This is a genomic window from Streptomyces sp. NBC_00258, from assembly GCF_036182465.1.
GTDB lineage: Bacteria > Actinomycetota > Actinomycetes > Streptomycetales > Streptomycetaceae > Streptomyces.
Map to the genome: position 1 here is coordinate 5819678 of NZ_CP108081.1, position 25782 is coordinate 5845459.

Sequence of the window (25782 nt, forward strand, 5' to 3'; positions counted from 1 at the left end):
GCCTGATCGGCCGCGCATGCGTGTCCTCGTAGCCACCGCGGTCCTCGTCGAACGGGACGCGGTGGCCGCGGCGTTCGCGCCCTCACCGGCCCGGGAGTACGCGATTCCGGGGGCGAGCCTGAGCAGGGTGGCGCCCACGGAGGGCGGCCCCGCCGTCTTCGATCTGCTCGCCGCGGGTGTGGGCCCCGCGGCCGCCGCCGCGGCGACCGCGGCCGCGCTCACGGCAGCCGCCCTCGACGCACAGCCCTCCGAGCCGTACGACCTGGTCGTCTCCGCCGGTATCGGGGGCGGCTTCCAGCCCGAGGCGCCCGTCGGGTCGCTCGTCCTCGCCGACGAGATCACCGCGGCGGATCTCGGCGCCGAGACCGCGGACGGGTTCGTCCCGGTCACCGAACTGGGTTTCGGGGCAGTCACCCACCGTCCACCGGAATCACTCGTACGAGCGGTCGCTGCCGTCACGGGAGCGCGTACCGGTGCCGTTCTCACCGTCAACACCGTGACCGGAAGCGCCGGACGCGCCGCCGAATTGCGCCGGCGCCATCCACGGGCGCTCGCCGAGGCGATGGAGGGGTTCGGGGTCGCGGAGGCGGCGGCCGCGCACGGCGTGCCCGTGCTGGAGCTCCGTGCCGTGTCCAATCCGGTCGGGCCCCGCGACCGTGCCGCCTGGCGGATCGGGGACGCGCTCGCGGCACTCACCGGGGCGTTCGGGAAGCTCGCGCCCGCATTGGAGAGTTGGAATCCACATGACCGCACTCAATGAGAACGAGACCGGCGCCGGTGCCGGAACCGGCAGCGAGCCGCTGAAGATCGCGTACTCGCCCTGCCCGAACGACACCTTCGTCTTCGACGCGTGGGCGCATGGCCGGATCCCGGGGGCGCCCGCACTGGACGTGACCTTCGCGGACATCGACATCACCAACGGCATGGCGGAACGCGGCGAGTCCGACGTCCTGAAGGTGTCGTACGCCGTCCTGCCGTACGTCCTGGACGAGTGGGCGCTGCTGCCCTGCGGGGGCGCGCTGGGGCGGGGCTGCGGGCCGCTGGTCCTGACCCGGGAGCCCGGCGTGGACCTCACCGGCCGCACGGTCGCCGTGCCGAGCGAGAGGTCGACCGCCTACCTGCTGTTCCGCCTGTGGACCGCGGACGTCGTGCCCGGCGGGGTGGGCGAGATCGTCGTCATGCCGTTCCACGAGATCATGCCGGCGGTGCGGGACGGCAAGGTCGACGCGGGGCTGGTGATCCACGAGGCGCGCTTCACCTACCAGAACTACGGGCTGCACAAGCTCGCGGACATGGGCGAGCACTGGGAGTCGACGACGGGTCTGCCGATCCCGCTCGGCGCGATCATCGCCAAGCGGTCGCTGGGCGAGGACACGCTGCGGCTGCTCGCCGAGTCCGCCCGTACGTCGGTGCGGGCCGCCTGGGACGATCCCGAGGCGTCTCGGGCGTACGTCATGGAGCATGCCCAGGAGATGGACGTCTCCGTCGCGAACCAGCACATCGGGCTGTACGTCAACGAGTTCACGGCCGACCTCGGTGAGGACGGGTATGCCGCGGTTCGGGGGCTGTTGACGCGTGCGGCGGCCGAAGGGCTGGTGCCGGCTCTTGCGCCGGACGCGCTTGCGTTTCCCTGAACAGGGGTGGTGAACGGGGCGATGGGGTGGCCGGGTCCGGATTGTGGGTGCGGGCCGGTGGGGGCTGGTCGCGCCCACGCGGCGGAGCCGCATATGTACACAGCCCCGCGCCCCTAAAGGCGCGCCCGCCCCCCTGACGGGGTGCGGGCGCAGAAGCCACGTGCCGGGAGCCTGCGGTGCAGGTCCTTAGACGTCCAGTTGGTCCGCCACCGCGCGAAGCAGGCCCGCGATCTTCGCGCCGGAGGCCTTGTCGGGGTAGCGACCTCTTTCCAGCATGGGCGTGATGTTTTCGAGGAGCGTCGTCAAGTCCTGCACGATGGACGCCAGTTCGTCCGGCTTACGGCGCTGGGCGGCCGCGACGGACGGGGTGGGGTCCAGGATCGTCACCGAAAGCGCCTGGTCACCGCGCTGTCCGGCGACCACGCCGAACTCCACGCGCTGACCCGGCTTGAGAACATCGACTCCGGCGGGCAGGACCGAGGAATGAACGAAGACGTCGCCGCCGTCGTCGCGGGAGAGAAAGCCGAAGCCCTTCTCGCTGTTGAACCACTTGACCTTGCCGGTAGGCACGTCTGTCCTCGTCCTCGTACTCGTCGGGAAACTGCGTCTGAAAACTGCGGCCGAAACTGCTCGGGAAACGGGTCCGGATAGCACTACAGCGGGTCGTCGGACCCGCCGGTACCAAGGCTAATGGTCCGGCGGCTGCTGACAAGACGTCGCCGGATTGTTCCTCCGCGCAGGGAACTACCCTGGTCGGGTGCGTGACAAAACCCAAACGAATTCCGCCGCGGCCGGAGACGGACTGATCCGTGCCGGTGCCATCGTGTTCTTCGTCGGTGCCTTGGCCACACTGGTCACCGTTGCCCCACTGTTGCTGGGTACGACGCCCTTTCCTACGTACATGTTCGGGTTGAGCATGTTGATGGGGGTTGGATTCCTCATCGCGGGAGCGGGGGTGTTCCAGTCGATTGCCCGTGGGCGGCGGCAGGCGCGCGAGGGTTCCTGAAGGGTCGTTCGTCGGCCGCGGGTGGGTTGTGGCTGGTCGCGCAGTTACCCGCGCCCCCTAAAGGGGCGCGCCCTGGTGAGCCGCCAGCCAATCCGGGAACTCCGTCAGGTCCTTGAGGACCACGTCCGCTCCCGCCTCCCGCAGTTCCTCCGCGTCGCACGGGCCCGTGGCCACCGCCACGGACAGGGCGTTGGCGGTGCGGGCGCCTCGTACGTCGCCGGTGTGGTCGCCGACGTAGATGCCCGCGTCGTACTCGCGCAGGGCTTCCGCCTTGCCCTCGGCCCACAGGCCGCCGATGACGGCGTCGGGCTCGATGCCGAGGTGGCTGAGATGCAGCTTGGCATTCGGCTCGTACTTGGCGGTGACGACGATGGCCCGGCCGCCGGCCTCCCGTACCGCCGCTATGGCCTCGCGGGCGCCGGCCATCGCGGGCGTCGTGGCGATGGCGTGTGTGGGGTACATCTCCCGGTAGACGTCCGCCATGGCCTCGACCTGCTCGGCCGGGAACCAGTTCACCAGTTCCTCAGCGAGCGGCGGCCCGAGCCTCGTGATGGCCAGATCGGCATCGATGTACGTCCCCGTCCGCACGGAAAGCGCCTGGTAGCAGGCGTGAATACCGGGCCGGGAGTCGATGAGGGTCATGTCGAGATCGAAGCCGACGGTCAGCACACGAGAAGTCATATGGACCATTGTGCCCAGCCATCGTGCCCCGTAAGGGGCGCGGGGAACTGCGCGACCAGCCACGACGGACCCGCAGCCGACGCACCACAACCGCCACATAGACTCAGCCAAGCCTTACCGAACCAACGCCCAGCCCAGCGGAGCACCAGCCCATGCAAGCCAGACGCACAGTCGCCCTGGCGGCAGCCGTCCTGGCCCTGCTGCTGGCGATCCTGTTCAGCCTGGCCGTAGGCGCCCGCGCCATCCCACCCTCCGCCGTGCTGGACGCCCTGCTGAACGGCGGCCACAGCGACGCCGCCGAAGTCGTACGCGGCCTGCGCGTCCCCCGTACCCTCATCGGCCTCATGGTCGGCGCGGGACTCGCACTCGCCGGCACGGTCCTCCAGGGCATCACCCGCAACCCCATCGCCGACCCCGGCATCCTCGGCATCAGCCAGGGCGCCTCGGTCGGGGTCGTCCTCGCCATCGCGTTCGCGGGGATCCACACGCTCACGGGGTATGTGTGGTTCGCCTTCGCGGGCGCCGCCATCGCGTCGGTCGCGGTGTACGCGGTCGCGTCGAGCGGACGCGGCGGCGCGACGCCGGTGAAGCTCGCGCTCGGCGGCGCGGCGATCAACGCGCTGCTCGTGTCGGTCACCACCGCCGTGCTCACCACCAAGGCGTCGGCGCTGGACGAGTTCCGGTTCTGGCAGGTGGGCTCGCTGGCCGGGCGGGACGCGGAGATCGTCGGTCAGGTGTGGCCGTTCCTGCTGGTCGGGGCCGTGCTCGTGCTGTCGGTCGCCCGCGGGCTCGACGCACTCGCGCTCGGCGAGGACGTCGCCCAGGGGCTGGGGCAGCGGGTCGCGACGGTACGGATCGTCGGCGGGCTCGGGGCCACCGTCCTCACCGGGGTCGGGGTCGCCGCAGCCGGGCCCCTCGCCTTCATCGGGCTTGCCGTTCCGCACATCGCCCGCGCGATCGTGGGGCCCGCCCACCGGTGGGTGCTGCCGCTCGCCGCGCTCCTCGGCCCGACCATGCTGCTCGTCTCGGACACCGTCGGCCGGGTGCTGTTCCCGCCGAGCGAGGTCCCGGCCGGCGTGATGACGGCGCTGATCGGGGTGCCGTTCCTGGTCGGGCTCGTCCGCAGGAAGGCGGTACCGGCGTGACGACGGCCTCGACGACCAGGACCTCCACGGCCGGACGGGCCACCACCACCGCCTCCGCCGGATACTCCGTACTCCGCGCCCGGCGGGCCACCTTCCTGCTGCACCGGCGGGCGACCGCCGTCGCCGCCGGCCTCGCCCTGCTCCTCGCGGCGGCCTGTCTCGCGTACCTCTGTGTCGGCGAGAGCTTCGTGGCGCCCGGTGAGGTGCTGAAGGTCCTGGCGGGGCGGCCGTCGACGGACGAGCTGGTGGTCGGGACGCTGCGGGCGCCCCGGCTGGTGGTCGGGCTGCTCGTCGGGGCGGCCTTCGGGGTCGCGGGCGGGCTGATCCAGACCGTGGCCCGCAATCCGCTCGCCAGCCCGGACATCATCGGGATCAGCCAGGGCGCGAGCGCGCTGACGGTGGGCGCGATGACGTTCGGGGTGACGTCGTACACGGTCCTGCCGTATCTGTCGGTGGCGGGCGGGCTGCTGGCCGCCGCGCTCGTGTACGTCTTCGCCTGGCGCGGCGGGCTGCACGCGACGCGGTTCGTGCTCATCGGGATCGGGTTCGCGATCGCGCTGCGCTCGGTGACCACGCTCTTCATGACGAAGGGCGACTACCTGGTCGCGCAGCAGGCGCAGATCTGGATGACGGGCTCGCTGAACGGCCGCGGCTGGGCGGAGGCCGCGCCCCTCGGCTGGACGCTGCTGGTCCTCGTACCGGCCGTCGCGTGGGCGGCCCGGGCGCAGCGGGCGGTCGGTCTGGACGACGACACGGCGACGGCGCTCGGTGTGCGGCTGAACCGGGTGCGGCTGGGGCTCGTGGTGCTCGGGGTCGTCCTCGCCTCGGTGGCGACCGGGGCGGCGGGTCCGGTCGACTTCGTGGCGCTGCTGGCTCCGCAGATCGCCCGGCGGATGACCCGTACCGCGCAGATCCCGCTCGTGTGCTCGGCGTTGCTCGGTGCCGTCGTCGTCGTACTGGCGGATCTGCTGGGGCGGAAGCTGTTCTCGCCGACCGAGGTGCCGGTCGGGGTGTTCACGGCGGCCGTGGGGGCGCCGTATCTGATCTGGCTCATCGTCCGGAGCCGTACCGTCCGTTCTGGAGGCAAGGCGTGAGGCAGAGCATGGCGAAGGGCAGGAGGGGCAGGGCATGAGCAGGCTGTCGGCGCGTGAGCTGACGCTCGCGTACGAGGACCGCACCGTGGTGCGCGAGCTGGACCTCGCGATCCCGGACGGGCGGGTGACGGTCATCGTCGGACCCAACGCCTGCGGCAAATCGACCACTTTGCGTGCGCTCGGGCGGCTGCTGAAGCCGAAGGGCGGGGCCGTGCTCCTGGACGGGACCTCGCTCGCCAAGCTGCCCACCAAGCGGATCGCCCAGCAGATCGGGCTGTTGCCGCAGACACCGGTCGCGCCCGAGGCGATCACGGTCGCGGACCTCGTCTCGCGCGGCCGCCAGCCGCACCAGAGCTGGTGGCAGCAGTGGTCGGAGGCGGACGAGCGGGCCGTGACGGAGGCGATGGAGCGTACGGATGTGGCGGCGCTGGCCGAGCGTCCCGTGGACGAGCTGTCGGGCGGGCAGCGGCAGCGGGTCTGGATCGCGATGGCGCTCGCCCAGGAGACCGAACTGCTGCTCCTGGACGAGCCGACGACCTACCTCGACATCGCGCACCAGGTGGAAGTCCTGGACCTGGTGCGGCAGTTGAACCAGGACCGCGGCCGCACGGTGGTGGTCGTCCTGCACGACCTCAACCAGGCCGCCCGCTACGCCGACCACCTCGTCGCCATGAAGGAAGGGCAGATCGTCGCCTCCGGGACACCGTCGGAGATCGTCACGGCCGATCTCGTACGGGAGGTCTTCGGGCTGGAGTGCGTGGTCGTGCCGGATCCGGTGACCGGGTCGCCGCTGGTGGTGCCCGGGGCCCCGTGGCGGGGCGATGCCGGTGTACCGAGCGCGGTGAGCCACGGCGAAGCGGCAGGCCCGACGGGCGAAGCCGAGGTCCCGGGCCCGGCGAGCGCCCTCGAAGCCCCGGGCCCGGCGGACGACCCCGAAGCCCCGAGTCCGGCGGACGATTCCGAGGTCCCGGCCCAGGCGGGCGCCCCGGAGGACTCCGCTACCTCGGGCGCTGCGACCTCCACACCAGGTACAGCGCCGAAGCGATAGCCGCGCCGCGCAGGACCCAGGGCCAGGTCTCGGCGACCGCGTCGTTCATCCGGCCGTCCGCGATGGGCGTGCCCCAACGGCCTTCCGTACGGCCCCAGAGCCAGACGATGCCCGCGGTGGCGACCAGGCCGGGCACGCCGAGGACGGCCCACTTCGACTCGGTGGGGCTGAGGCGGCGCGAGAGGTAGGCGATGAGCCAGCCGAGGCCGAGCATGACGAGGTTCCCGATGGCGGCGCCGGCCACCAGCAGGGCCGCGGCGAGCAGCAGGAGCGGGTTCGTCCAGCCGCCGCCGACGGGGCGCAGCCGGGGGACGAAGCGGCGGGCCTTCTTCCCGGCCGCCACGTCCGCCTCGGCCGCCTCGACGGGTGGCGCGGGTACGACGGCGGGTGCTGCGGGCTTCGGGTCAGGCTCGTCCTTCTCCGGGGGCGGTGGCTTGAGCAGTTCGGGGATCTCGATGCCGCCCGTGAACCCGGGCACGCTGTCCGCCGACCCGAACGGGCTGCTCTCCACCCGCCACCAGTCGGGCTGCCCGGACCCGAGTTCCTCCGTGCTCGCGAGGTGCGGCGGGGAGGGCGCGGAGTCGGCCGTCGCGGGGACGTCCGGCTCCGCGGGGCGCGGCCGGGGGACGACCCGGCGCAGGCGCTTCGACCGCGGCTCGGGCTCCTGGGCGCGCTGGGTGGGGACGGCCGCCCGGGGCTCGGCCGGGCCCTCGCCCCCGCCGGTGTCGGCGTTCGCGGCGGCGACGACCGACTCGGGGGTGCCGAGCCGTTCGAGGATGCGGCGGACCGCGGCCGGACTGTCGACGGTCGCCTTGGCCCGGCGCCTGTCGATCTCGTTGCGCAGCTCCGAGACCAGGCGCATGCGGATGCCCGACGGCAGCTGCCGTTGCTGAGCCACGTCCCCGACACGGCTCAGATACTCGTAGACGACCTGGTCGCTCTCGATACCCACGAAGTCCCCTCCGGGGCGGGTGCGTCGAATACCCCGTGGGACGACGTTAGCGCAGGGGGGTGGGCGCGGACGCGGGTCAGGTCGGCTCGCACACGCGCGGGTTCCCCACTTCCCGGAGGAACGCCACGGAGGACTTCCCGGACGGGGGCGCGACACCGATGACGGCGACCGGCTTGTCGAAGTCGAGGTCCGCCCTCGGATCCCCCGATCCTCCGGATCCCCCAACCCCTTTGACCTGCCGAGTAGTTGACCGGGAGCCCGGGGTGACCGGTGCGGGTGGAGTGCTGCCAGGGGTGCCGTGACGCTCCTGACGCTGTTCGTCCCGCGGCCGCCCGGGAAACGTTCCGCCCGCCCGGCGTCCGCCCGGCACACAGGCTCCGGGGCCCGGTACACGGCCCCTGCCGGGCCCGCCACCCGCTACCGTTGAGCGGATGAGCAGCGATGAGAAGCAGGTGGCCCCGCGGTCCCTCGCGGAGGCGCTCCGCGCGAAGGAGGACGGTTCCCTCGCCGCGCTCCTGCGCGCCCGCCCGGACCTCATCACGCCCGTCCCCACCGACCTCACGCAGCTCGCCACCCGCGCCGGCACCCGCGCCTCCGTGATCCGCGCCCTGGAACGCCTGGACCGGTTCACGCTCCAGACGGCGGAGGCGCTGGCCGTGGCCCCGGAGCCGGCGGACCACGAGACGCTCCTTGCACTGCTGGCCGGCGACGAGAACGACCCCGCGGTCGTCGGGGCGTTCCCGCACGCCCTGGCCGCCCTGCGCGAACAGGCCCTGGTGTGGGGCCCGGACGACCGGCTCCGCCTGGTCCGCACGGCCCGCGAGTTGCTCGCGCCCTCGCCGCAGCACCCGTCCCCGACGGGCCTCGGCCCGACGGTCGCGGAGGCCACGTCGGGCATGTCCCCCGGCCGGATCCAGGAGATCCTCACGGCGGCGGGGCTGCCCACGACGCACGACGCGGTGTCGGCGGTGGCGTCCCTGACCGCCCTCTTCACCGACCGTGCCCGGATGGCGGACCTGCTCGCCACGGCCGCGCCCGACTCCCTGGACGTCCTGTCCCGGCTGGTCTGGGGCCCGCCCTACGGCCAGGTGACCGCCGATCCCGCCTCGCGTCTGCGCTGGCTCCTGGACCGCGGTCTGCTCCTGCCGACGGCGCCCGGCACGGTCGTACTGCCCCGCGAGGTCGCCCTCCATCTCAGGGCGGGCCGCGCCCATCGCGACACCGCGCCCCTGCCGCCGGCGGTCGAGCCCGCCGCCACGCACCGTCCACAGGTTGTGGACACGTCGGCGGCCGGCCAGGCGTACACCGCGCTCGCGACCGTCGAGGAACTGCTGAAGGACTGGGACGAGGGCGGCCCGACCGTCCTGCGCGCGGGCGGCCTGAGCGTACGGGACCTCAAGCGCACCGCCGTGGCCCTGGACGTCTCGGAACCGGTCGCCGCGTTCTGGATCGAACTCGCCTACGCGGCAGGCCTGTTGGCGTCGGACGGCGAGGCCGACGAGCGCTACGCGGCGACCCCCGCGTACGACGAATGGCTGGAGCTCCCGTCGGCCGAGCGCTGGACGCGGCTGGCCACGGCCTGGCTGTCCGCCACCCGCACGGCGGGCGTGATCGGCGGCCGGGACACCAAGGAGCGCACGCTGTCCGCGCTGGGCCCGGGCCTCGACCGCTCGGCCGCCCCGGAGGTCCGCCACCGCGTCCTGACACTCCTCGCCGCACTCCCCGAGGGCGCCTCCGCGTCCCCCGACTCCCTCGTCGCCCGCCTCCACTGGGAGCGCGCGCTGCGCGGGGCCGCCTCCTCGGACGATCTGCGGGCCCGGCTCGCCCGGTGGACGCTGTCCGAGGCCGAGTCACTGGGGATCACCGGGCGGGGGGCGCTGTCGGCGCACGGGCGGGCGCTGATCGGGGCGGAATCGAGCTCACCCGCCCCGGAGACGGACTCAGGACCGGGCGACAAACTCCCCGTCCACCACCACAGGCATCACCCCGCGCCCCCTCCGCAGCCCCGCTCGCCCGCCGAGCTGGCCTCCGCCGCCTCCCGCGCCGGCCGCCTGCTCGCGCCCCTGCTCCCCGAGCCCCTCGACCACGTCCTCCTCCAGGCGGACCTGACGGCGGTGGCTCCGGGCCCGCTGCAACGCCCGCTGGCGGACACGCTGGACGTCCTCGCGGACGTGGAGTCGAAGGGCGGGGCGACGGTGTACCGCTTCACACCGGGCTCCGTCCGCCGGGCGCTGGACGCGGGCCGCTCGGCCTCGGACCTGCACACGTTCCTCTCCGAGCACTCCCGTACGCCGGTTCCGCAGCCGCTCACCTACCTGATCGACGACGTGGCGCGCAGACACGGCCACCTGCGGATCGGCTCGGCTTCGGCGTACGTCCGCTGCGACGACGACGCCCTGCTGAACGAGATCATCGCCGACAAGCGCTCCCAGGGGCTGCGCCTGCGCCGCCTCGCGCCCACGGTGCTGGCCGCGCAGGCCGACCCGGCGACACTGCTCGAAGGACTGCGTTCGATGGGCTTCGCACCGGCCGCCGAGTCGGCCGAGGGCGACGTACTGATCACCCGCGCGCACGCCCATCGCACGCCCCCGCGCACGGCGCCCGAGCCGGTCCCGGACGGTCCGCCGTCCCCCGACACCACCCTGCTGGGCGCCGCGATCCGGGCCATCCGCGCGGGCGACCTGGCCTCCACGACCCCGCACAAGCCCACCGCCGCCGCTCCCGGCCGCAACGGCACGCTTCCCCGCACCACCTCCGCCGAGACCCTCGCCACCATGCAGGCCGCCGTCCTCACCGGCGACACCCTCTGGATCGGCTACGTCAACGCCGAGGGCTCCGCCAGCCAGCGCGTCATCGCCCCGATCAAGGTGGAGGGCGGCTTCGTCACGGCGTACGACCACACCGCGGACGAGGTCCGTACGTACCCACTGCACCGCGTGACGGGCGTCGCGGAGCTGGCGGACGAACAGGCCTGAGGCGGCCCGGCCAGAAACCGCACCCCACCCCCCGGCCGACGGTCCGCCCCGCCTCACTCGTCCGGGTGTACGCGGCGGTTCATGCACGCCACGCCGGACGCTTCCCACCCATGAGGGACCTTCGGGGACCTCCCGCATCGCGGCGCGAGTCGTGGGGCAGCCACTGGACGTCCTGATCGGGCACCGGCCTGATCACACAACCAGGAGGTAGTCCCATGCGCACTGCTCGCCGTGTCGCCACCGTTCTGATCGGTACCGCCGCGCTGCTCGGCGCACTCGCGTCACAGGCCGCGGCGATCGGTATCGATCTCGGCGGGGGCCTGACCCTCTGAGGCCGCCCCCGCACGCCCACGACGCCCCGCGGGCCGGACTCGGCATCCGAGTCCGGCCCGTCCCCTCCGAGGGCCCCCACCCCCGCTCAGCAGCGTTCGAAAGGCTTCAGAAACCCCATGCGTTCCACGCTCCGGACCCGCACCGCGACCAGCACCGCGATCCGTACCGCCGCCACCGCCACGCTCTTCGCCTCGGCCGCGCTCATCGGCGTGCTCGCCCCGCAGGCCGCCGCCGCCCAGCCCGCGCTGCCGCTGCCCATCCCGGTCGCCGCCGTCGAACCGCTCGTCACCGAGGGGGTCAGCGTCGAGGGACCGCTGGTCAACAACATCACTCTGCCCACGCTGAAGTAGCCCGGCGCATCCGGTAGCTGTCCCCTTCGAGGCGGACGATCTCCGCGTGGTGCGCGAGGCGGTCGACCATCGCGGGGGCGGCGCCGCCGAAGATCTCGTCCCAGCGGCCGAGCGGGCGGTCGCCGGTCACGATCAGCGAGGCGCGCTCGTAGCGGTGCGCGACGAGCTGGAAGAAGAGATGGGCGGTGTCCGCGTCGAACGGGGTGTAGCCGACCTCGTCGACGATCAGCAGCGGGTGGGCGTCCAGCGCGGCCAGCTCCTCGGCGAGCCGCCCGGCCGCCCGCGCCCCGGTCAGCCTCGCGGCCCACTGGGCGGCGGTCGCGAACAGCACCTGGTGTCCCGCCTGGCAGGCCCGCACACCGAGGCCGACGGCGAGATGCGTCTTGCCGGTGCCGGGCGGCCCGACGAACACCACGTTCCGCCGCGCGGCGACGAAGTCCAGCTTGCCGAGCCGGGCCAGCACCTCCCGGTCGAAGTCCCGCGGGTGCTCCTCGTCGAACTCCTCCAGCTGCTTCCGGGAGGGAAAACGGGCGGCACGGATCCGGGTCTCGGCCCCCGTCTCGTAGGAGTCGTAGGAGGACGGATTCCGGTTCTCGTACGAGGAGGTGTCGCCGTACGAGGAGGAGTTCTCGTACGGGGACGAGGACAGGTACGAGCCCGTCGCCTGGGCCGGGATCGAGACCGGGACCGGGGCCCGCGTGGCCGCCGTCGAGGTCGAGAACTCCGCCGGGACGGTCGTCGCGCCGGCATGCCCACCGCCGGCTCCGTCCTGCCCCTGCGCCGGCCCGTGCCCCTTGTGCGAGCGGTCCCCGTGCTCCGCCATCGGCCCCGACATGTACGCCAGGATCGCCGCCGAGGCAATGAAGGCCATGTGGATCACCGTCCCCCACAACAGCGAGTGCTGCGAGGTGTGGTGCACGTCCACGAACATCTGGAGCAGGTGGACGGAGGAGATGCCCACGATGGCGGTGGCGAGCTTCACCTTCAGGACGTTGGAGTTGACGTGCGAGAGCCATTCCGGCTGGTCACGGTGGCCCTGGAGACCGATGCGGGAGACGAAGGTCTCGTACCCCCCGACGATCACCATGATCAGCAGGTTCGCGATCATGACGACGTCGACCAGCTTCAGCACGGCGAGCATGACGTACGTCTCGTTCGCCTGTCCGGTCACGCACCGGAGGATTAAATTCCACAGCTCGTTGAAGAACTTGTAGACGTACACGCCCTGCGCGGCCACCAGTCCGAAGTAGAGCGGGGCCTGGAGCCAGCGGGTGGCGAAGAGGGCGTACCCGAGCGTCGTGGACGGCTGGGACACGACGGGCAGCGGAACAGTCGGCGAGGCCGGCGGAGGCGCGTGCGGCGGGGCATGACTGTGGATGTGACCGGGTGCGGACAACAGTGGCTCTCCCTGGGCGGTGACCTGGGGCAGTGACCTGCGGGGATCGCCATTCTTCGGGTCCGCGGCCGTAAATCTGAATTCCCACCACTCATTGGAATGAATAGACATCCAGTAGGACAGGACGGGGCGTCACCCGGTTCGAGGCGTGCGGCGTGGACGATCAGGCACACTGGACGTTTGGCCGTGCACACCGCACAGCTGTGCAGAAGGGGACGCACGCGTGAATGGTCCACTCATCGTCCAGTCCGACAAGACGCTGCTCCTGGAGGTCGACCACGAGCTGGCGGACGAGTGCCGTCGTGCCATCGCGCCCTTCGCCGAGCTGGAGCGGGCACCGGAGCACATCCACACGTACCGGCTGACGCCGCTCGGGCTGTGGAACGCGCGTGCGGCCGGGCACGACGCCGAGCAGGTCGTGGACGCGCTCGTGCAGTACAGCCGTTATCCGGTGCCGCACGCGCTGCTGGTCGACATCGCGGAGACGATGGACCGCTACGGCCGCCTGACGCTGAGCAAGGACCCGGCACACGGGCTCGTCCTCACGACCACCGACCGGCCCGTGCTGGAGGAGATCCTCCGCTCGAAGCGGGTCATTCCGCTGGTCGGCGTCCGGATCGACCCGGACACGGTCGCCGTGCACCCCTCCGAGCGCGGCCAGATCAAGCAGACGCTGCTGAGGCTTGGCTGGCCGGCCGAGGACCTCGCCGGGTACGTGGACGGCGAGGCGCACCCCATCGAACTGGCCGAGGACGGCTGGGCGCTGCGGCCGTACCAGAAGCAGGCGGTGGAGAACTTCTGGCACGGCGGTTCAGGGGTGGTCGTACTCCCCTGTGGCGCCGGAAAGACGCTGGTCGGCGCCGGGTCCATGGCCCAGGCGAAGGCCACGACCCTGATCCTCGTCACGAACACCGTCTCCGCCCGGCAGTGGAAGCACGAGCTGGTGAAGCGGACCTCGCTGACCGAGGAGGAGATCGGGGAGTACAGCGGTACGAAGAAGGAGATCCGGCCGGTCACCATCGCGACGTACCAGGTCCTGACGACGAAGCGGAAGGGTGTCTATCCGCACCTGGAGCTGTTCGACTCCCGCGACTGGGGTCTGATCGTCTACGACGAGGTGCACCTGCTGCCTGCGCCGGTCTTCAAGTTCACGGCGGACCTGCAGGCGCGTCGGCGGCTCGGTCTGACGGCCACGCTGGTCCGGGAGGACGGCCGTGAGTCGGACGTGTTCTCGCTGATCGGCCCGAAGCGGTTCGACGCTCCCTGGAAGGAGATCGAGGCGCAGGGGTACATCGCGCCCGCGGACTGTGTGGAGGTCCGCGTCAACCTCACGGACGCCGAGCGCCTCGCCTACGCGACCGCCGAGACGGAGGAGAAGTACCGCTTCTGCGCGACGACCGTGACGAAGCGGAAGGTGACGGAGGCGCTGGTGCGGCGTTTCGCCGGGCAGCAGATCCTCGTCATCGGGCAGTACATCGACCAACTCGACGAGCTGGGCGAGCACTTGGACGCGCCTGTCATCAAGGGTGAGACGTCGAACGCGCAGCGCGAGAAGCTCTTCGAGGCGTTTCGGCAGGGCGAGATCAGTGTTCTCGTCGTTTCCAAGGTCGCGAACTTCTCGATCGACCTGCCGGAGGCGACTGTCGCGATCCAGGTGTCCGGCACGTTCGGGTCCCGCCAGGAGGAGGCGCAGCGGCTCGGGCGGGTGCTGCGGCCGAAGGCCGACGGGCACCAGGCCCACTTCTACTCGGTGGTGGCCCGGGACACGATCGATCAGGACTTCGCCGCGCATCGGCAGCGGTTCCTGGCCGAGCAGGGGTATGCGTATCGCATCGTGGATGCGGATGAGTTGCTCGCGGACAGCTGAGTGAGGGGTTCGTGGGGAGGGGTTCGGTTCGTCGGGAGGGTGCGGGTCGGTGGGGGCTGGTCGCGCAGTTCCCCGCGCCCCTGAAGGGCAACGGCGCGCTTACCGGCGGCGTACGCCTGCTTCCTCCTCGTATTCGCCGAGGAGGACCACGCCCATCGCGGCGCTTGCGAAGACCTTGATGGCGCGGAGGGTGTCGCCGAGGCGGTGGCGGTGGCTGCCGTGGAGGGCGGTGGCTCCCGGGGGTGGGCCGGGACTGACGGGGGCTGGGGTGAAGGTCGCTGTGCTCATGTATCCATAGTGGAATTTCCCCCCTCCGCTTTCATCGGCCTGTGGACCGAACCTCCGTCGTCGCCTCGTACGACTCCGGAGTGAGCCGTCCCCCGTAGGGAGGGGGACCGCGTCCCCTAGGGGATGCCGCGATAAATGGTTGGCCCCCGCCACCCCCTCTCGCCTAAAATCTCCGCTCTTGCCCGCCTCCCTCGCGGAGTGCCGCCGTCCGGACGGAAACCGGTCGGCACACAGCTCAGCCATACGGCGACAGCCCCGCCATACGGCGATGAGGCACACCCACGCAGCAGGCTCCAGGCCCCGGAGGCATCACCCGTGTCCACCCCGCCCGACTCCGCCATGTCGGCCCCCGATCCGTCCGACGACCCGCTCTCCCGCGAGCGCACCCACCTCACCCACTCCCGCGCCGCCCTCCGCTCGATGCGCGAGGACGTCGAGTCGCTCGACATCCGGGACGTCACCGCGAACTGGGTCAACGCGGAGGTCCTCTCCCGCCAGATCGAGGAGCGCGTCAAGGCCCTCGCGGACCTCTCGCACACCCCGCTCTTCTTCGGCCGCCTCGACTATCTGCACTCCCCTGGCGCGGACCAGGCGGAGGGCGCGGAGGGCGAGCGCTTCTACATCGGGCGCCGGCACGTGCACGACGCCGACGGGGACCCGATGGTGATCGACTGGCGTGCCCCGGTGTCCCAGCCCTTCTACCGGGCCTCCAAGAAGAACCCGCTGGACATCGCCCTGCGCCGCCGCTTCGGCTACACGGCCGGCGACCTCACCGCGTACGAGGACGAGCACCTCTCCGACCCCGCCGACTCGTCGGGGGACACCACCACCAGCAAGCTGCTCCAGCAGGAGATCGAGCGCCCGCGCGTCGGCCCGATGCGCGACATCGTGGCGACGATCCAGCCCGAGCAGGACGAGATCGTACGGTCCGGCCTCGGCGGCTCGGTCTGCGTGCAGGGCGGTCCGGGCACCGGCAAGACGGCGGTCGGCCTGCACCGGGTCGCCTACCTCCTCTACGCCCACCGCGACCGGCTCGCCCGCACCGGCACCCTGGTCATCGGGCCGAACGCGTCCTTCCTCCACTACATCGAGCAAGTGCTGCCCGCACTGGGCGAGTTGGAGGTCAAGCAGGCCACGGTCGACGACCTGGTCGCGCATGTGGAGGTGCGGGGCAGGGACGAGGCGGCGGCCGCGGTCGTCAAGGGCGACGCACGGATGGCCGAGGTGCTGCGCCGGGCCGTCCGCTCGCACGTGACCATGCCCACCGAGCCGGTCATGGTGGTCCGCGGCTCACGGCGCTGGCGCGTTCCGGCGTACGAACTCGAAGTCATCGTCCGGGAGTTGCTCGACCGGGACCTCCGGTACGGCGCCGCCCGCGAGGCCCTGCCGCAGCGCATCGCGCACGCCGTGCTGGTGCAGATGGAGCGGTCGGGCGAGGCCCCGGACGACCGGGTGCAGGACGCCGTGGCCCGCAACACCGCGGTGAAGGCGGCGGTGAAGGCTCTCTGGCCGCCGGTCGACCCCGCGAAGCTCGTGCTGCGCCTGCTCTCCGACGCCGACTTCCTGGCCATCCACGCGGAGGGCGTCCTCACCGAGGACGAGCAGAAGACGATCCTCTGGGCCAGGCCCGTACGGTCGGTCAAGTCCGCCAAGTGGGCCGCCGCGGACGCCGTGTTGATCGACGAGGCCACCGACCTCGTACAGCGCACGCACTCCCTCGGCCACGTGGTGCTCGACGAGGCGCAGGACCTCTCCCCCATGCAGTACCGGGCGGTGGGGCGGCGCTGCACGACCGGTTCGGCGACCGTGCTCGGGGACCTGGCGCAGGGCACGACGCCCTGGGCGACCCGGAGTTGGGACGAGGCGCTGACCCACCTGGGCAAGGGGGACGCGGTCGTCGAGGAGCTGACGGCCGGATTCCGTGTGCCGACGGACGTCATCACGTACGCGTCCCGGCTCCTCCCCCACATCGCGCCCGGCCTGACCCCGGTTGCGTCGGTCCGCGAGAACCCGGGCTTCTTCGAGGTACGCCCGGCCACCGCGGACACCGCGGACACCGAAGTGGTCGCCGCCTGCGAGGAGTTGCTGCGCAACGAGGGTTCGGTCGGCCTGATCGCGGCCGACGCGCGCGTGCCGCTCCTTGCCGAGGCCCTGACGGCGGCCGGGCTCCCCTACCTGGGCCCCGGCGAGGAGACGACCCTCACCACCCGCCTCACCCTGGTCCCGGCCTCGCTCGCCAAGGGCCTGGAGTACGACTACGTGGTCCTGGACGAACCCCGGGCCGTGGTCGACGGCGAACCGGACGAACGCACCGGCCTGCGCCGCCTGTACGTCTCCCTGACCCGAGCGGTCTCGGGCCTGATCGTGACACACGGGGCCCCGCTGCCGCCCCAACTGTCGGAACACTGACAGCTCCAGTCCGGAAGCGGCCCGTTTGGGGGCGCGGGGAACTGCGCGACCAGCCCCCACGCACCCGCAGACGCATATCCGCACCCCAGCGGAGCGCCCAGCGCTCACACGTCCAGCGCCGTCCGCCACTCCCGTACCGCCTCCGCCGAGACCGGCACGTCCCAGCCGCCGGGCCGTGCCGCTCCCCCGATGTGGAAGGCGTCGACACCGGCGGCCCGCAGCCCCGGCACATGGTCGAGGCGCAGGCCGCCGCCGACGAGGAGCTGCGGCTCGTACCCCGGTTCGCCGCTGCGGGCCGCCTCCGCGAGGAGGGTGGTCAGGCCCTCGTCCACGCCCGCCGCCGACCCCGCCGTGAGGTACGTGTCCAGGCCGGGCAGGTCGGCGAGGCTCTTGCGCAGCGCGTCGCGGTCGGCAGCGCGGTCGATCGCCCGGTGGAACGTCCAGCGGCAGCCGTCCAGCTCGGCGAGCACCGCGTCGAGCGCGGACAGGTCCGGCTCCCCGGTCTCGTCCAGGAACCCGAGCACGAACTCGTCCGCCCCGGCGGCCCGCAGCTCCCGCGCCGCCCGCACGAGTCCTCGTACGTCCCCGGCCTCGAAACCGTCGGCCAGGCGCAGCATCACGCGCAGCGAGATACCGACGGCGGCCCTGATCCCCGCGAAGGTCGCGACCGGCGGGGTCAGCCCGTCGGCGGCCATGTCGGTGACCAGCTCCAGTCGGTCCGCGCCTCCGGCCTCGGCGGCGACCGCGTCCTCGACACCGAGGGCGATCACCTCCAGGACTGCACGCTCACTCATAGGACCTCTTCCCTCGGGCGGCTACAGGTCTAGTCCAATAGTCAGCCTACGCGCTCGACGCCGCGGACCGACGGACCGGGACCGGTCGGCCGGGCCGGAGCCCGGGGCCGCCGCCGGGGTCAGCCGAACAGATCGAGCTCCGCCTCCGTCGCCCCCGCCAGCTCGTACCGCGTCCCTGTCAGCGGGCGCCCCGCGTGAAGCCGTACGAGAGTGGCCGCGTCGCCGATGTACCGGGCGGGCGGCCGGTCTCCCGAGGGCGCGCCGAGCAGCAGCGGCTCGTCCACGTCGTCGAGGTCGGCGTGCAGGGCGGGCCGCCCCCGGTCACGGGTGATCCACGCCAACAGGTCGAGCGCGGGCCCCACTTGGGCACCCGCGTACGCCCCGGGCTCGCCCCAGGCGTCCCGTACGTCCCCCGCGTGCACCCACTCGCCGAGTCCGACCCCGTCCAGCGCGCCGCCGGCCTTGGCGATCACGGGGCCCGCGTCGGTCATGCCCCGCTCCAGCTCGTCGAGGATCTCCGCGAGGGACCGGCCGGACCGCTCGGCGATGTCCCGGTCGTTCGCCTCGGGGCTGAACACCCCCTCCTCGTAGCGGCTCTCCACGACCCGCGACAACGCGGCCGAGCAGTGTGCGAGGACGTGTCGCACGGTCCAGCCCGGACAGCAGGTCCTGACCTCGAAGTCGTGCTCGGGTCGCCCTCGGAGGAAGGGGATCAGGGCGTCCCGTTCTGCGGCCAGGAGACGGCCGGGAAGTTCCGGATCGCGTACGGGGTGCGTGTCTGCGGCAGTCATGGATCCACGCTAGGCGCTCCGCGGGGAGCGGGGTCGTACGGTCGTGGAAAGCCGCGGGCCGGCTGTGGCTGGTCGCGCGGTTCCCCGCGCCCCTGAAGGGGCGCTGAGGGCCCCCGGTACATGGAGAGTGGACCGGCGGAGAATGACCCCATGGCAAACATCGACGCCCCTGACACCACCGACCCGCTTGGCGCCCTGCGCTCCCGCTGGTTCCGTGCCCTGGAAGGGGCCCGTGACGACGGGGCCCAGGTGGACCCCGCCCCCTACGCCGACAACCTCATCTCCCGCTGGTCCGAGCCGCAGCGGCGGTATCACACGGTCGAGCATCTGACGGCGGTCCTGGACCACATCGATGTGCTGGAGGCGCACGAGAAGTACGCGGGCGACGCGGACCTGGTCCGGCTGGCCGCGTGGTTCCATGACGCGGTCTATCTCCCGGACCGTTCCGAGAACGAGGAGCGGTCCGCCCGGCTCGCCGAGCGCGCGCTTCCCGAGACCGGTGTCTCCGCGGCCGGCACGGCGGAGGTCGCCCGCCTGGTCCGCCTCACCGTCACGCACGCCCCGGCCGACGACGACCCCAACGGCCAGGTGCTCTGCGACGCCGACCTGGCGATCCTCGCCGCGCCCCCGGCCGCGTACGCCGCCTACACGGCCGCCGTCCGCGAGGAGTACGCCTTCGTCCCGCCGGACGCCTTCCGCGAGGGCCGCGCGGCGATCCTGCGGCAGCTTCTGGAACTGCCCCGCCTCTTCCACACCCCGTACGGGACAAGGGAATGGGAGGGTCCGGCACGCCTGAACCTGGAGTCGGAGCTCAACCGGTTGACGGGCTGAACGGCACCGGATGGAATGACAGGCCCATCCCTGAGGTTGGCACCTGATATGCCCGTCCCCACGAGCGCCGGCTCCGCCACGCCCACCCGCACCGCCACCCGCACCCGCATGCCCCTGGCCGTCTACGTCCTCGGGCTCTCCGTCTTCGCACTGGGCACCAGTGAGTTCATGCTCTCCGGCCTGCTGCCGGCCGTCGCGGACGACATGAACGTGTCGATTCCGCGCGCGGGGCTGCTGATATCCGCCTTCGCCGTCGGCATGGTGGTGGGCGCGCCGCTGCTGGCCGTGGCGACGCTCCGGCTGCCCCGCCGTACGACCCTGATCTCGCTCATCGCGGTCTTCGGGGTGGGCCAGATCGCGGGCGCCCTCGCCCCGAACTACGCCGTGCTCTTCGCGTCCCGTGTCGTGAGCGCGCTGGCCTGCGCCGGGTTCTGGGCGGTCGGCGCGGCCGTGGCCATCGCCATGGTTCCGGTGAACGCCCGGGCCCGTGCCCTGGCCGTGATGATCGGCGGCCTGTCCATCGCGAACGTCCTCGGTGTCCCGGCGGGCGCCTTCCTGGGCGAGAGCCTCGGCTGGCGTTCGGCGTTCTGGGCGGTCGGCGCTGCCTCCGCGGTCGCGCTGGTCGGAGTGGCCACGCTCATCCCCCGTATCCCGCTCCCCGACGAGAAGCCGCAGCTCAGGCGGGAGCTGCGGATCTACCGCGACCGGCAGGTCTGGCTCTCCATCTCGCTGATCGCGTTCGCCGCGGGCGGTGTCTTCTGTGCGTTCAGCTATCTCGCGCCACTGCTGACCGACGTGTCCGGGCTCGACGACAGCTGGGTGCCCGTGGTGCTCGGTCTGTTCGGCGTCGGGGCGCTGATCGGCACGATGATCGGGGGCCGGATCGCGGACGCGCACCTCTTCGGGGTGCTGCTCTCCGGTATCGCGGCCTCGTCCGTGCTGCTGGTCGCGCTGGCGCTGCTCGGGCAGTACGCCGTCGCCGCCGTCACGCTCGCCTTCCTCCTCGGTGTCTCCGCCTTCTACACGGCCCCGGCCCTGAACGCCCGGATGTTCAACGTCGCGGGCAAGGCCCCGACCCTGGCCGGTGCCACCACCACGGCCGCGTTCAACCTCGGCAACACCGGCGGCCCCTGGATCGGCGGTGCCGTCATCGACGCGGGCCTCGGCTTCGCCTCCCCGGCCTGGGCGGGCGCGGCCCTGACGGTCACGGCGGGCGCGGTGACGGCGGTCTCGCTGCGCCTGCACCGGCGTACGGCGGCCTCGCGCGTGGTGATCGCCGGAGCCCCGGCAGCCTCCACAGCCACGGCAGCCTCTACGGCCGCCACAGCCGCCAACGAGCCGATTAATCAGTCTCGTTCGGCGAACTGATCACCTATTGTCACCGGCATGCTGGCTATGGGCGGGGATCAGGTGGAAGAGGCCGTCGCGGACGCGGTGGCGGTGCTGCGGCGGGTGGCCGACCGGGACTGGAGCGTCAAGGCGGGCCGTCTGGACTGGAGTTGTCGTAGGACGGCGGAGCACATCGCGTCGGACTGCATCGCGTACGCGGGGCAGTTGGCGGGCCTCCCCACCGACCGTTACGTGCCGTTCGACATCACGTTCGACGAGTGCGAGAGCCCCGAGGACGTCCTCCAGGTCGTCGAGGCGACCGGCACCCTGCTCGCGGCCGCCGTCCGCACCGCCCCGCGCGAGGCCCGCGCCTTCCACCCGTACCCCTTCCGCAGCGCGAACCGCGAGGGCTTCGCCGCGATGGGCGTCACCGAGGTGCTCGCGCACACGCACGACATCGCCGAGGGCCTGGGCATCGCGTACGAGCCCCCGGCCGCGCTCTGCGAGGCGGTGCTCACCCGGATCTTCCCGCAGGTCAGGCCCGCGCCCGGCGCCGACCACTGGCGCACGCTCCTGTGGGCCACGGGCCGCGGCGACCTGCCCGGCCGCGCGCCCCTCACCACCTGGCGCTGGAACAACAACCTCGTGATCCCTGCCGACCGCCTCACCCTCCAGGGCGTCACCCCCGCGGCCGCCGCCGACCTCCGCACGGGCGGCACCGGCGGCTTCGAGTGGATCGAGGGCGGCCCCTTCGAGGGCACCCGGGACGCCGCCGGCATGGTGACGAAGGCGTACGAGGCCGGGGTGCACCGACCGGAGTTCGGCCTGTTCGTCCTCGTACGCCGCGAGGACGGCCGCGCGGTCGGCGGCATGGGCTTCCACGGCTCCCCGGACGAGGACGGCCGCGCCGAGGTCGGCTACGACCTGGCCGAGTCCGCCCGCGGCAACGGCTACGCCGCCGAGGCCCTGCGCACCCTGTCCGCCTGGGCCCTCTCCCGCGACGACGTCACGTCCCTGTTCGCCACGGTGGACCGCGTCAACGCCCCTTCCCAGAACGTGCTGTCACGCGCGGGCTTCACCCGGGTGAGCGGGGCGGGCGAGGGCGGAGAGGGAGAGGGCGGGGAGCAGTACGCGTACGAGCTGCGGGGCTGATCGCCGCGCGAGCGACGGCTGCCGCGACCGATGCCGGAAAGGTGTCGGGCCCGTCAACTCCCGGGAACAGCACGCCCCTTGGGTCTGCGCAGCCCCGAAGCGAGCAGCAGCCGCACCACCTCGCGGCTGCGGACCTCCACCGCTCCGGCCGCGACCGCGTCCTCGTACCGGTGCGAGGGGATGTCGTAGTGATCACGCTCGAAGGCCTTGGCGGGGGCGCCCAGCCGGCGGGCGAAGTCGTGCAGTTCGTCGTACGAGACGTCGCTGACGAGGTGGGACCACATGCGGCCGTGCCCCGGCCAGTCGGGCGGGTCGATGTAGACGGTCACGAGGAGAGCGTCCCCCCACCGGTCCCGCCGCCGGCCGCCTTGAGCGCGCCCACCGCCGAGACCTTCACTCCCGCCTTGTGGCACACCCAGTGCGGGTCGGCCCCCAACTCCGGCTCCACTTCCAGGGCATGGGGGTCACCGGCACCGCAGACGGGACACAACGGCCACCGCCCGTACCGCTCCAGGAGCGCGTCCTGTACGTCCTGGGCGACGAGCCCCGCCACATAGTCGACCCCCTCCGGCCACTGCTCCACCCACCAGCGCCGCTGCACCACGGACTCCTCGACGAACGAGACGACGTCCGGGTCGGCAACCTCACCGGCCGCAAGATCGGCAAGCACAAGCGCCCGCGCCGCGTGCAACGCCTGCTCCAAGGGACTGATGGGATGGGGAGAGGGCGGAGAATCCATACGTCCATTGTGCGCCAACCGAGCAGCGCGGCGCCGGGCCCCGTAGGGGCGCGGGCTGTATACATGTGCGGCTCCGCCGCGTGGCGCGACAAGCCCCCACCGGCCCGCGGACGCAGCACCCACCCCCTTGACCCTCCCCCGTGGCGAAAATATCTTTCATACGTGACCCACGAAGTGAAGGAAATTTTCGCGGGCGAAGCCCCGCCGGCCCCCGCGGCCCTCGCAGCGAAGGTGCGCACACTCGCCCCTTCCATGACCCGCTCCATGCAGCGCGTCGCCGAGGCCGTGGCCGCCGACCCCGCCGGCTGCGCGGCCCTCACGGTCACCGGCCTCGCGGAACTGACCGGCACCAGCGAGGCGACAGTCGTCCGCACGGCCCGCCTCCTCGGCTACCCCGGCTACCGCGACCTCCGCTTGGCCCTCGCCGGACTCGCCGCCCAGCAGCAGTCGGGCCGCGCCCCCGCCGTGACGGCAGACATCGCGGTCGACGACCCGATCGCGGACGTGGTCGCCAAGCTCGCGTACGACGAGCAGCAGACGCTCGCCGACACGGCGGCCGGGCTGGACACGGTCCAGCTCGGCGCGGCGGTAGGTGCCCTCGCGGCCGCCCGCCGTATCGACGTGTACGGCGTCGGGGCGTCCGGCCTCGTCGCGCAGGACCTCACCCAGAAGCTCCTGCGGATCGGACTCATAGCGCAGGCGCACAGCGACCCGCATCTCGCGGTGACCAACGCCGTGCAGCTGCGGGCCAAGGACGTGGCGATCTCGATCACGCACTCCGGGTCGACGGGGGATGTCATCGAGCCGTTGCGGGTCGCGTTCGAACACGGGGCCACGACGGTCGCGATAACCGGGCGTCCGGACGGTCCCGTCACCCAGTACGCGGATCACATCCTCACCACGTCCACGGCTCGGGAGAGCGAGCTGCGGCCGGCGGCGATGTCCTCGCGGACGAGTCAGCTGCTGGTGGTGGACTGTCTGTTCATCGGGGTCGCGCAGAGGACGTACGAGACTGCGGCGCCCGCGTTGTCGGCGTCGTACGAGGCGTTGGCCCATCGCCACCGGAGCGGTTCGCGCTAGCGCTCGCTCGGGTGCCGTTATCTGTCTGCGGGTGTGTGGGGGCTGGTCGCGCAGTTCCCCGCGCCCCTTACGGGGCCCGCCCGGCCGAACCCGGAAAATCAAGCACCAGACAGCCCAGCACCAGAAAGAGCCGTCGTACATGACCTCCAGCGCCGATGCCACCGACGCCCCCTCTCACTCCTCGCACTCCGCCCCCTCCGACTACCGTGATGTGCGGGCCGAGTTGGAGAGTCTGACCACTGAGGCCTTTCGGCCCGAGCTGTCCGAGATCGATCAGTTGCCGACGCTCGACATCGCGAAGCTCATGAACGGGGAGGACGCGACCGTGCCGGGCGCGGTCGCCGCGCAGCTGCCGGGCATCGCGGCGGCGATCGACGCCATCGCGGAGCGGATGGGGCGGGGCGGGCGGCTCGTCTACGCGGGTGCCGGAACCGCCGGCCGGCTCGGGGTGCTGGACGCGTCCGAGTGCCCGCCCACCTTCAACACCGACCCCTCCGAGGTCGTCGGCCTGGTCGCGGGCGGCCCGGCGGCGATGACGACGTCGATCGAGGGCGCGGAGGACTCGGCGGAACTGGCCGTGGAGGACCTCTCCGCCCTGGACCTCACGGCGGACGACGTGGTCGTCGGAGTCTCCGCCTCGGGCCGCACCCCGTACGCGATCGGTGCCGTGGAGCACGCGCGGGCGCTCGGTGCCCTCACGGTCGGCCTGTCCTGCAACGCGGGCAGCGCCCTGGCGGCGGCGGCCGACCACGGCATCGAGGTGGTCGTGGGCCCCGAGCTGCTGACCGGCTCCACCCGCCTGAAGGCCGGCACGGCACAGAAGCTCGTCCTCAACATGCTCTCGACGATCACGATGATCCGCCTGGGCAAGACGTACGGGAACCTGATGGTCGACGTACGCGCCTCGAACGAGAAGCTGCGGGCCCGCTCCCGCCGAATCGTCTCGCTCGCCACCGGCGCCTCCGACGAGGAGATCGAGACGGCCCTCGCGGCGACCGACGGCGAGGTCAAGAACGCCATCCTCACCATCCTGGGCAACGTGGACGGCCCGACGGCGGCCCGCCTCCTGGAGGAGAGCGACGGCCACCTGAGAGCGGCCCTGGCAGCGGCACCCCGCCTCTGAGTCCTTGGCTCTCCCCGGACTGTCAGTGGGTCGTGCGAGGGTGGAGGAGCCAAAAGGGAAGGGACGCCAAAACCGTGAACCACGCGCAACTGACCGCTCTGGGCCGCGCCCTGCGGGTGCTCGGCGAGCACGGGGACGCCCTGTCCTCCGACACGCAGGACGCGAAACTGCACGAGGTGAAGGCCGACCTCAAGCGGGCCCTCGACCTGCTGGAGGAGACCGTCACGACAGCGGCCCCGACCACGCGGTGCCCGGAGCACCCCACGGGCCCGGTCGACCAGGACGCTCCGGACCTGTGCCTGCTCTGCGAGACCCGTCGCCGCCTCGCCCGCCGTTCGAAGGTCGACGACTCGTTCCCGCAGGGCCGTCCGACCGCCCCGGACGAGATCGTGGAGCGCACGAAGTCGCGTTACGGCGTACGGGGCGACCGGCCCCAGCCCCAGCAGCGCTGGCTCCCCGAGCTGTGGACCGGCCAGACCTGGCAGCTCTGCGGCACCCCCCGCCGCGACAAGCAGGAGGCGGAGCTGTACCTCTCCGCCCAGCGTCGGGGCCCCCGCCCGAGCATGGCCTACCGCCTGGTGCACGAGTTCACCGACTACGAGGTGCTACGGATCTGGGGCACCCCGGTGAAGATCGACATCGAACCGATGGGAAATCTGTAGCCCGCGAAAAGCATCGCCGGGACCACCGGGATCGCAGACATCGCAAGGACGGCCGGGATCGCCGACATCGCCGGCTTCCCGATAATCCCTTTGCACGATAGCG

General features: G+C 72.3%; 25 protein-coding genes. 16 read left to right on the plus strand and 9 right to left on the minus strand.

Features of this window, described 5'->3' with window-relative positions; translation table 11 throughout:
* The first annotated feature begins 16 nt into the window (after positions 1 to 16).
* Positions 17 to 760 carry a futalosine hydrolase gene (locus OG718_RS25740; RefSeq protein ID WP_328845278.1) on the plus strand — a complete coding sequence of 248 codons (744 nt, stop codon included), beginning with the start codon at positions 17 to 19 and terminating at the stop codon, positions 758 to 760.
* Entirely contained in the window at positions 744 to 1634 is an 891-nt protein-coding gene (locus OG718_RS25745; protein ID WP_328845279.1) for a 1,4-dihydroxy-6-naphthoate synthase, read from the plus strand. Before OG718_RS25740 ends, OG718_RS25745 begins: the two co-directional genes overlap by 17 nt.
* A gap of 186 nt (positions 1635 to 1820) precedes the next feature.
* Here OG718_RS25745 and OG718_RS25750 read toward each other — a convergent pair whose 3' ends face one another.
* On the minus strand, positions 1821 to 2204 hold the full coding sequence (locus tag OG718_RS25750) for a cold-shock protein (protein WP_055610283.1): 384 nt from the start codon (positions 2202 to 2204) through the stop codon (positions 1821 to 1823).
* 187 nt (positions 2205 to 2391) lie between these two features.
* Between OG718_RS25750 and OG718_RS25755 the strand changes: the two genes are divergently transcribed.
* Positions 2392 to 2640: a hypothetical protein gene (locus tag OG718_RS25755; RefSeq protein WP_143639682.1), complete on the plus strand. Its 249-nt coding sequence runs from the start codon at positions 2392 to 2394 to the stop codon at positions 2638 to 2640.
* 57 nt (positions 2641 to 2697) lie between these two features.
* On the opposite strand, the gene OG718_RS25760 is transcribed toward OG718_RS25755, so the two are convergent.
* Positions 2698 to 3321, minus strand: a complete 624-nt coding sequence (locus OG718_RS25760; protein WP_306938701.1) for an HAD family hydrolase — start codon at positions 3319 to 3321, stop codon at positions 2698 to 2700.
* Between the two features lie 152 nt (positions 3322 to 3473).
* Between OG718_RS25760 and OG718_RS25765 the strand changes: the two genes are divergently transcribed.
* From OG718_RS25765 to OG718_RS25775, 3 genes are read left to right on the plus strand one after another with little or no spacing between them, the layout of a single operon-like run.
* Positions 3474 to 4466 (plus strand): FecCD family ABC transporter permease, encoded by a 993-nt coding sequence (locus OG718_RS25765; RefSeq protein WP_143639679.1) that lies wholly within the window; start codon positions 3474 to 3476, stop codon positions 4464 to 4466.
* Positions 4463 to 5560, plus strand: coding sequence for a FecCD family ABC transporter permease (locus OG718_RS25770; protein WP_143639677.1), 1098 nt, complete (start codon positions 4463 to 4465; stop codon positions 5558 to 5560). The genes OG718_RS25765 and OG718_RS25770 overlap by 4 nt, the downstream gene beginning before the upstream one ends.
* Before the next feature lie 34 nt (positions 5561 to 5594).
* A complete protein-coding gene (locus tag OG718_RS25775) occupies positions 5595 to 6608 on the plus strand; it encodes an ABC transporter ATP-binding protein (RefSeq protein ID WP_328845280.1) in 1014 nt (337 codons plus the stop codon).
* Here the strand turns inward: OG718_RS25775 and OG718_RS25780 are convergent.
* A complete protein-coding gene (locus OG718_RS25780; protein WP_143639674.1) occupies positions 6559 to 7560 on the minus strand; it encodes a hypothetical protein in 1002 nt (333 codons plus the stop codon). The genes OG718_RS25775 and OG718_RS25780 overlap by 50 nt on opposite strands.
* A 431-nt stretch (positions 7561 to 7991) precedes the next feature.
* Between OG718_RS25780 and OG718_RS25785 the strand changes: the two genes are divergently transcribed.
* Both OG718_RS25785 and OG718_RS25790 read left to right on the plus strand, forming a co-directional pair.
* Complete coding sequence (locus OG718_RS25785) at positions 7992 to 10535, plus strand: helicase-associated domain-containing protein (protein WP_143639673.1); 2544 nt, start codon at positions 7992 to 7994, stop codon at positions 10533 to 10535.
* A 449-nt stretch (positions 10536 to 10984) separates the two neighbouring features.
* Positions 10985 to 11218 (plus strand): hypothetical protein, encoded by a 234-nt coding sequence (locus tag OG718_RS25790; RefSeq protein WP_260695346.1) that lies wholly within the window; start codon positions 10985 to 10987, stop codon positions 11216 to 11218.
* Here OG718_RS25790 and istB read toward each other — a convergent pair.
* A complete protein-coding gene (gene istB / locus OG718_RS25795) occupies positions 11196 to 12533 on the minus strand; it encodes an IS21-like element helper ATPase IstB (RefSeq protein WP_328845281.1) in 1338 nt (445 codons plus the stop codon). The genes OG718_RS25790 and istB overlap by 23 nt on opposite strands.
* A 304-nt stretch (positions 12534 to 12837) precedes the next feature.
* Here istB and OG718_RS25800 point away from each other — a divergent pair, with 304 nt between their 5' ends.
* Positions 12838 to 14481 carry a DNA repair helicase XPB gene (locus tag OG718_RS25800; protein WP_143639671.1) on the plus strand — a complete coding sequence of 548 codons (1644 nt, stop codon included), beginning with the start codon at positions 12838 to 12840 and terminating at the stop codon, positions 14479 to 14481.
* Between the two features lie 99 nt (positions 14482 to 14580).
* Here the strand turns inward: OG718_RS25800 and OG718_RS25805 are convergent, their stop codons facing one another.
* Positions 14581 to 14769 carry a hypothetical protein gene (locus OG718_RS25805; protein ID WP_143639669.1) on the minus strand — a complete coding sequence of 63 codons (189 nt, stop codon included), beginning with the start codon at positions 14767 to 14769 and terminating at the stop codon, positions 14581 to 14583.
* A 339-nt stretch (positions 14770 to 15108) separates the two neighbouring features.
* Here OG718_RS25805 and OG718_RS25810 point away from each other — a divergent pair, with 339 nt between their 5' ends.
* Positions 15109 to 17178 carry a HelD family protein gene (locus tag OG718_RS25810; protein ID WP_328847832.1) on the plus strand — a complete coding sequence of 690 codons (2070 nt, stop codon included), beginning with the start codon at positions 15109 to 15111 and terminating at the stop codon, positions 17176 to 17178.
* Between the two features lie 104 nt (positions 17179 to 17282).
* Here the strand turns inward: OG718_RS25810 and OG718_RS25815 are convergent, their stop codons facing one another.
* Together OG718_RS25815 and OG718_RS25820 are read right to left on the minus strand one after the other, a co-directional pair.
* Positions 17283 to 17972, minus strand: a complete 690-nt coding sequence (locus OG718_RS25815) for a copper homeostasis protein CutC (RefSeq protein ID WP_143639666.1) — start codon at positions 17970 to 17972, stop codon at positions 17283 to 17285.
* 119 nt (positions 17973 to 18091) lie between these two features.
* A complete protein-coding gene (locus OG718_RS25820) occupies positions 18092 to 18763 on the minus strand; it encodes a maleylpyruvate isomerase family mycothiol-dependent enzyme (RefSeq protein ID WP_143639664.1) in 672 nt (223 codons plus the stop codon).
* A gap of 150 nt (positions 18764 to 18913) precedes the next feature.
* Between OG718_RS25820 and OG718_RS25825 the strand changes: the two genes are divergently transcribed.
* The 3 genes from OG718_RS25825 to OG718_RS25835 all read left to right on the plus strand — a co-directional run bounded on the left by OG718_RS25825 (position 18914) and on the right by OG718_RS25835 (position 22075).
* Entirely contained in the window at positions 18914 to 19594 is a 681-nt protein-coding gene (locus OG718_RS25825) for an HD domain-containing protein (RefSeq protein ID WP_143639662.1), read from the plus strand.
* A 108-nt stretch (positions 19595 to 19702) separates the two neighbouring features.
* Positions 19703 to 20962, plus strand: coding sequence for a Cmx/CmrA family chloramphenicol efflux MFS transporter (locus OG718_RS25830; protein ID WP_328847833.1), 1260 nt, complete (start codon positions 19703 to 19705; stop codon positions 20960 to 20962).
* An 18-nt stretch (positions 20963 to 20980) separates the two neighbouring features.
* On the plus strand, positions 20981 to 22075 hold the full coding sequence (locus tag OG718_RS25835; protein ID WP_143639660.1) for a GNAT family N-acetyltransferase: 1095 nt from the start codon (positions 20981 to 20983) through the stop codon (positions 22073 to 22075).
* A 53-nt stretch (positions 22076 to 22128) separates the two neighbouring features.
* On the opposite strand, the gene OG718_RS25840 is transcribed toward OG718_RS25835, so the two are convergent.
* Both OG718_RS25840 and OG718_RS25845 read right to left on the minus strand, forming a co-directional pair.
* Positions 22129 to 22404 carry a DUF4031 domain-containing protein gene (locus tag OG718_RS25840; RefSeq protein WP_143639658.1) on the minus strand — a complete coding sequence of 92 codons (276 nt, stop codon included), beginning with the start codon at positions 22402 to 22404 and terminating at the stop codon, positions 22129 to 22131.
* Positions 22401 to 22814 carry a hypothetical protein gene (locus tag OG718_RS25845; RefSeq protein ID WP_143639656.1) on the minus strand — a complete coding sequence of 138 codons (414 nt, stop codon included), beginning with the start codon at positions 22812 to 22814 and terminating at the stop codon, positions 22401 to 22403. Before OG718_RS25845 ends, OG718_RS25840 begins: the two co-directional genes overlap by 4 nt.
* Before the next feature lie 162 nt (positions 22815 to 22976).
* Between OG718_RS25845 and OG718_RS25850 the strand changes: the two genes are divergently transcribed.
* The 3 genes from OG718_RS25850 (at position 22977) to OG718_RS25860 (ending at position 25679) form a co-directional block, all read left to right on the plus strand.
* Positions 22977 to 23894, plus strand: coding sequence for a MurR/RpiR family transcriptional regulator (locus OG718_RS25850; protein WP_143639654.1), 918 nt, complete (start codon positions 22977 to 22979; stop codon positions 23892 to 23894).
* A 139-nt stretch (positions 23895 to 24033) separates the two neighbouring features.
* Positions 24034 to 25017: an N-acetylmuramic acid 6-phosphate etherase gene (gene murQ / locus OG718_RS25855; RefSeq protein ID WP_328845282.1), complete on the plus strand. Its 984-nt coding sequence runs from the start codon at positions 24034 to 24036 to the stop codon at positions 25015 to 25017.
* A 74-nt stretch (positions 25018 to 25091) separates the two neighbouring features.
* Positions 25092 to 25679: a hypothetical protein gene (locus OG718_RS25860; protein WP_143639650.1), complete on the plus strand. Its 588-nt coding sequence runs from the start codon at positions 25092 to 25094 to the stop codon at positions 25677 to 25679.
* Positions 25680 to 25782: the final 103 nt, after the last annotated feature.